Origin of the sequence: Kitasatospora sp. NPDC057518, assembly GCF_042802075.1 — a bacterium.
GTDB lineage: Bacteria > Actinomycetota > Actinomycetes > Streptomycetales > Streptomycetaceae > Kitasatospora.
Window position 1 is genome coordinate 1 of sequence record NZ_JBHVEU010000521.1, and the last position, 5,869, is coordinate 5,869.

Here is a 5,869-nt window from a genome sequence, read left to right on the forward strand (position 1 = left end):
GTCACTCCAGGGTGCGGAGTGACGGCCGGAGGCGTTCCCGGCGGAGCGTCAGCTCGCCTTGGCGGTACGGGCGGTCAGCGCCGGACGACGGCGGCGCTGCTCGGGGATGGCGGCCCGCATCGTCGCGACCGTCGGGGCGGCGGGCGCGGTCGGAGCGGCCTGGCCGACCGCGGCGAGCCGCACCGGGCGGTGCGCGACGGCGTGCGAGAACGGCTGGGTGCGCCAGTCCAGCCCGGTCGGGAGCTTGAACAGCGCGTCGATCCGGGCCGGTTCGGCGTCCTCCGGGGCCTCGACCTCGGCCAGGTCGTCCGTCGGGGTGCCCGAGCCCGGGCAGATCGCGGGGGCGAAGGGGTTCCAGGCGGTCGGCAGCAGCGCGTGCTGCGGCAGCCGGTCCTCGTCCGCCACCAGGGCGATCGGGCGGCGGCACTCGGGGCAGTCGACCCGGAAGATGTCCCAGTTCTCCGCCTCGCCGGGGTCGGTGCCCGGCATGTAATCGACCGCGAGGTCCTCGCGGTCGGTCATATCGTCGGTCTCGTCGGCGCCCAGCACACGCTGGTCAGTAGCAGGCATGAGGATCCCCCTAGGATCGGGCCCGGCGTGGTCGTCCAGGGCCACAACCAGCACTTCCCTGTGATCAGGACTCATAACCCTGCGGTCCCGTGCACCGTGATGCACCGGGTGTGTCCTTGGCCACACCGGACGCCACATTCGCCCGGCATGTGCCCGCCCGGTACCTGCGATCCCTCCCCGTGCCACCGCGTGCGCCCCCCGTGCTCCCGACCGGGTAGGTTTGCGCACTGTGGAGGATCTCGACCAACGCATTGTCCAGCTGCTCCTCGAAGACGGCCGGATGAGCTACACGGACCTGGGCAAGGCCACCGGCCTGTCCACCTCGGCGGTGCACCAGCGGGTGCGCCGCCTCGAACAGCGCGGGGTGATCCGCGGCTACACCGCGATCATCGACCCCGACGCCGTCGACCTGGCGCTGACCGCGTTCATCTCGGTCAAACCCTTCGACCCGAGCGCCCCGGACGACACCCCCGAACGGCTGGCCGGCCTGCCCGAGATCGAGGCCTGCCACAGCGTCGCCGGGGACGAGAACTACATACTCAAGGTCCGCGTCGGCGCCCCCGGCGACCTGGAGGACCTGCTGGCCCGCATCCGCAGCGCCGCCGGCGTCTCCACCCGCACCACCGTCGTCCTGTCCACCCCGTACGAGGCACGACCCCCGAAGCTCTGACCCCGAACGGGCGGGGTGCAGACTTGGCCGCATGACCGAACGCACTCCCCGGACCGTCCTGCTGCGCGGCGGCGCCGTCTACAGCCCCGCCGACCCCTTCGCCACCGCGATGCTCGTGGAGGGCGGGCACGTCGCCTGGGTCGGCAGCGACGGCGCCGCCGAGGCGTACGCCGCGACCGCCGACGAGATCGTCGAGCTGGACGGCGCCCTGGTCACCCCCGCCTTCGTGGACGCCCACGTGCACGCCACCGCCACCGGCCTGGCGCTCACCGGCCTCGACCTCACCGGCAGCCCCTCGCTGGCCGCCGCCCTGGCCGCCGTCACCGCCTTCGTCGACGCCCGGCCCGAGCCCGGCGGGGTGCTGATCGGCCACGGCTGGGACGAGAGCGGCTGGCCCGAGGGCCGCCCGCCCACGCTCGCCGAGCTCGACGCCGCCGCCCGCGGCGCCGCCCTCTACCTCTCCCGCACCGACGTGCACTCCGCCCTGGCCACCACGGCGCTGCGCGACCTCACCGAGGGCCTGGCCGAGGCGCCCGGCTTCGACCCCGAGGGCCCGCTCACCAGGGACGCCCACCACGTCGTGCGGCGGACCGCGCTGGCCCGGCTGACCCCCGAGCAGCGCCGCCGCGCCCAGCGGGCCACCCTGGCCCGCGCCGCCGAGCTCGGCATCGGCGCCCTGCACGAGTGCGCCGGCCCGGAGATCTCCTCGGAGGCCGACCTGGCCGCCCTGCTGGCTCTCGCCGCCGACGGCGAGGGGCCCGAAGTCTTCGGCTACTGGGGCGAGTTGGGCGGTGTCGAGACCGCCCGCCGACTCGGTGCGGTGGGCGCCGGCGGCGACCTCTTCGTGGACGGCGCGCTCGGCTCCCACACTGCCTGCCTGCACGCCCCGTACGCGGACGCCGGGCACACCGGCACCGCCTACCTGACCGCCGGGCAGGTCGCCGACCACGTCGCCGCCTGCACCGGGGCCGGGCTCCAGGCCGGGTTCCACGCGATCGGCGACGCGGCCGTGGCCGCCGTGATCGAGGGCGTCCGGGAGGCCGGCGCCCGGGTCGGCGCCGACCGGGTCAAGGCCCTGCGCCACCGCGTCGAGCACGCCGAGGCCCTGGACGACGAGGCCGTCGCCGCCTTCGCCGAACTCGGCCTGACCGCCTCCGTCCAGCCCGCCTTCGACGCCGCCTGGGGCGGGCCCGAGGGCATGTACGTCCAGCGCCTGGGCGCCGAGCGGGCCGCCGCCCTCAACCCCTTCGCCGCGCTGCTGCGGGCCGGCGTCCCGCTGGCCTTCGGCTCGGACGCCCCGGTCACCCCGCTCGACCCCTGGGGCACCGTCCGCGCGGCGGCCTTCCACCGGACCCTGGACCACCGGATCTCGGTGCGGGCCGCCTTCACCGCCCACACCCGGGGCGGCTGGCGCGCCGTCGGCCGGGACCAGGACGGCGTGCTGGTCCCCGGCGCGGTCGCCAGCTACGCGATCTGGGCGGCCGGCGAGCTGGTCGTCCAGGCCCCCGACTCCCGGGTGGCCGGCTGGTCCACCGACCCGCGCTCCGGCACCCCCGGCCTGCCCGACCTCACCCCGGGCCACCCGCTGCCGACCTGCCTGCGCACCGTCGTCCGCGGCCGCACGGTGTACCAGCGGTAAACCCCGTGGATCGGCGGGCCGTCGCCTCCTAGGTTGATCACCATGACCGACCTGGTACCCGCCGACTTCACCGTCCCGCGCGAGCTGCTCGCCCCGGAGTTCCGCCTGGAACCCCTGGGCGAGCGGCACAACGCCTCCGACCACGCCGCCTGGACGGGCTCCATCGCCCACATCCGCGCCACCCCCGGCTGGGCCGGCCGCGGCTGGCCGCCCGCCGACGGGATGCCGCCGGAGCGGAACCTCGACGACCTGCGCCGGCACGCCGCCGACTTCGAGGCCCGCACCGGCTTCACCTACACCGTCCTGGAGCCGGACCGCGACGAGGTGATCGGCTGCGTCTACATCTACCCGGACCGCGAGGACCCGTCCGCGGTCTCGGTCAGCTCCTGGGTCCGGGCCGACCGCGCCCACCTGGACGCCCCGCTGTACCGCGCCGTCTCCGACTGGCTCGCCGGGCACTGGCCGCTGCGGGAGGTCCGCTACACCCCGCGCTGACCCCGCTACCACCCTGACCTCACGGGTCTCCGACCTTCCGGGGTACCTTCTTCGCACAGCGTCCGAACAGCAAGCCCCAGGAAGATGGTGCGCCGGTGGCCACTCCCGTCACCCAGGAACGGCCCGAGGCCGTCCCCGAGCCGCAGGAGCCGGCGCCCCGGGCGAGCCGCGGAGCCCGTGCGCTCGCCAAGGTCCGCGCCGGCCTCCCGCGCACCGGCCTCGCCGCCCTGGCCGGCCTGCTGCTGGCCCTCGCCTTCCCGCCGTACGACCTGTGGCCGCTGTCGCTGCTCGGCGTCGCCGCGCTGTCGCTGCTCACCCGGGGCCGCACCTTCCGCCAGGGCCTGTGGACGGGCTTCGCGTTCGGCCTGCCGTTCTTCCTGATGCTGCTCAGCTGGCTGCGGGTGGTCGGCTGGGACGCCACGATCGGCCTGTCGGTCGTGGAGGCGCTGTTCCTGGCCCTGCTCGGCGGCGCCCTGGCCGTCACCTCCCGGCTGCCCGGTTGGCCGCTCTGGACGGCCTGCCTGTGGATCACCCAGGAGTGGGCCCGCGACCGGCTGCCGCTCGGCGGCTTCCCCTGGGGCCGGCTCGCCTTCGCCAACACCGCCACCCCGTACACCCCGCTGGCCGCGCTCGGCGGCGCGCCGCTGGTCACCTTCGCGGTCGCCCTGTCGGGCGCCCTGCTGGCCTGGGCCGCCCTGCGGCTGCGCGGGCCCGGCAGGGCCCCGAAGGCGGCCGCGCTGGCGGCGCTCGGGGCGGTGGCCGCGCTGCTGGCCGGCTACCTCGTCCCGGTGCCCACGGCCGCCGACGACACCGTCAAGGTCGCCATCGTCCAGGGCAACGTGCCCAACCCGGGCATGGACTTCCTGGGCCGCCCGATGATGGTCCTCAACAACCACGCCGCGGCCACCGAGCGGCTCGCCGCCGACATCAGGGCCGGCAAGGTCGAGCGCCCCGACATCGTGATCTGGCCGGAGAACTCCTCCGACCTCGACCCGTTCAGCGACCCGCTGGCCCGCCAGCGGATCGACGAGGCCGTGAAGGCGATCGGCGTGCCCACCCTGGTCGGCACCCTGGTGGACGGCCCGGACGCGCAGCACGTCCAGAACGAGGGCATCGTCTGGGACCCGGTCACCGGCCCCGGCGCCTCCTACACCAAGCAGCACCCCGTCCCGTTCGGCGAGTACGTGCCCTTCCGCGCCCAGCTGATGAAGGTGATCACCCGCCTCCAGCGGGTCGCCCGGGACTTCTACCCCGGCGACCACAACGGCGTGATGCAGCTCGGCCCGGCCCGGATCGGCGACGTGATCTGCTTCGAGGTCGCGTACGACGAGATCGTCCGCGACACCGTGGACAGCGGCGCCCGGGTCCTGGTCGTCCAGACCAACAACGCGACCTACGCCAAGACCGGCCAGCCCGAGCAGCAGCTGGCGATGAGCCGGCTGCGGGCCGTCGAGCACGGCCGGGCGGTGCTGATCGCCGCCACCAGCGGCATCAGCGCGGTGATCGGCCCGGACGGCGGCGTCCGGCAGCGCACCGAGGAGCTGACCGCGGCCGAGCTGTCGGCCACCGTCCCGCTGCGCGACGGCACCACGGTGGCCGACCGGGTCGGCGCCGCCCCCGAGTGGACGCTGGCCGTCGGCGGCCTGCTGGCCTGCGGCGCGGCGGTGCTGGTCGGCCGCCGCCGGAAGGCCCCGTCCGGAACACCGGCCGGGCAGGAATCGTTGGACCAGGTGGTGCCGTAGCCGGCCCGGACCTCCCGTGCGGCGCGCAGAGCACCGCTTGGAGTGGATTCGTACCGTGACCCAGCAAGCTACCCCCACCCGTCCGGCCCCGCGTAGCAGGCTCCGCCGGGTGCTGCCGCTGCTGATCACCGCCTGGCTGGTGCTGGAGATCTGGCTGCTGGTCCAGGTCGGCTCCTGGCTGGGCGGCCTCACCGTCGTGCTGCTGCTCGTCGCGGGCGTCCTGATCGGCGGCTCGCTGATCAAGCGGGCCGGGCTGAAGGCGCTGTCGGCGGCGATCGAGCAGAGCAAGAACCCGCAGTCCCAGCAGCCGCAGACCGGCACCAGCATGACCGTGCTGGCCGGCCTGCTGCTGATCGTCCCCGGCTTCCTGACGGACCTGGTGGCCCTGACCCTGCTCTTCCCGCCCACCCGGGCGCTGTGGCGGGCGGTCGGGCGCCGGGCCGCGGACAAGGCGCTGCGCAGCACCTCCGCCGCCGGGGCCGACCCGTTCGCGGACGCGATGCGGCTCCAGGAGCAGCTGCGCATCCACCGCCCGGACGGCAAGGTGGTCCAGGGCGAGGTCGTGGACCCGGAGGACGGCCCGCGCGGCCCGCAGGGCCCGGACACCACCTACCGCCCGCCGATCGCCGGCTGACCGGACCGTCCCGATGTACGAGCCCCCGAGGGGCGGACAGCCCGTACCTCTCCCACATACCCCTACGTCTTCGCGGACCCCACCGCCCCCACCCCCCGCGGCCGGCCGCTGCCCGGCAC

The 5,869-nt window shown here is 75.5% G+C and carries 6 protein-coding genes; 5 read left to right on the forward strand and 1 reads right to left on the reverse strand.

The window, feature by feature from the left end; all coding sequences use genetic code 11:
• Nucleotides 1-48: 48 nt before the first annotated feature.
• Complete coding sequence (locus ACFU7Z_RS34895) at nt 49-570, reverse strand: hypothetical protein (protein WP_181970507.1); 522 nt, start codon at nt 568-570, stop codon at nt 49-51.
• Between the two features lie 229 nt (nt 571-799).
• On the opposite strand from ACFU7Z_RS34895, the gene ACFU7Z_RS34900 reads away from it, so the two are divergent.
• From ACFU7Z_RS34900 to fxsA, 5 genes are all read left to right on the forward strand, one after another.
• On the forward strand, nt 800-1,240 hold the full coding sequence (locus tag ACFU7Z_RS34900) for an Lrp/AsnC family transcriptional regulator (RefSeq protein ID WP_045694655.1): 441 nt from the start codon (nt 800-802) through the stop codon (nt 1,238-1,240).
• A 31-nt stretch (nt 1,241-1,271) separates the two neighbouring features.
• The gene (locus ACFU7Z_RS34905; RefSeq protein WP_380782019.1) at nt 1,272-2,879 is read left to right on the forward strand and encodes an amidohydrolase; all 1,608 of its coding nucleotides are present in this window, start codon (nt 1,272-1,274) and stop codon (nt 2,877-2,879) included.
• Nucleotides 2,880-2,921: 42 nt separating this feature from the next.
• A complete protein-coding gene (locus tag ACFU7Z_RS34910) occupies nt 2,922-3,374 on the forward strand; it encodes an N-acetyltransferase (RefSeq protein WP_117486968.1) in 453 nt (150 codons plus the stop codon).
• A 95-nt stretch (nt 3,375-3,469) separates the two neighbouring features.
• Nucleotides 3,470-5,116, forward strand: a complete 1,647-nt coding sequence (gene lnt, locus ACFU7Z_RS34915; protein ID WP_380782021.1) for an apolipoprotein N-acyltransferase — start codon at nt 3,470-3,472, stop codon at nt 5,114-5,116.
• 55 nt (nt 5,117-5,171) lie between these two features.
• On the forward strand, nt 5,172-5,750 hold the full coding sequence (fxsA, locus tag ACFU7Z_RS34920) for an FxsA family membrane protein (protein ID WP_074005174.1): 579 nt from the start codon (nt 5,172-5,174) through the stop codon (nt 5,748-5,750).
• The last annotated feature ends 119 nt before the right edge of the window (nt 5,751-5,869 follow it).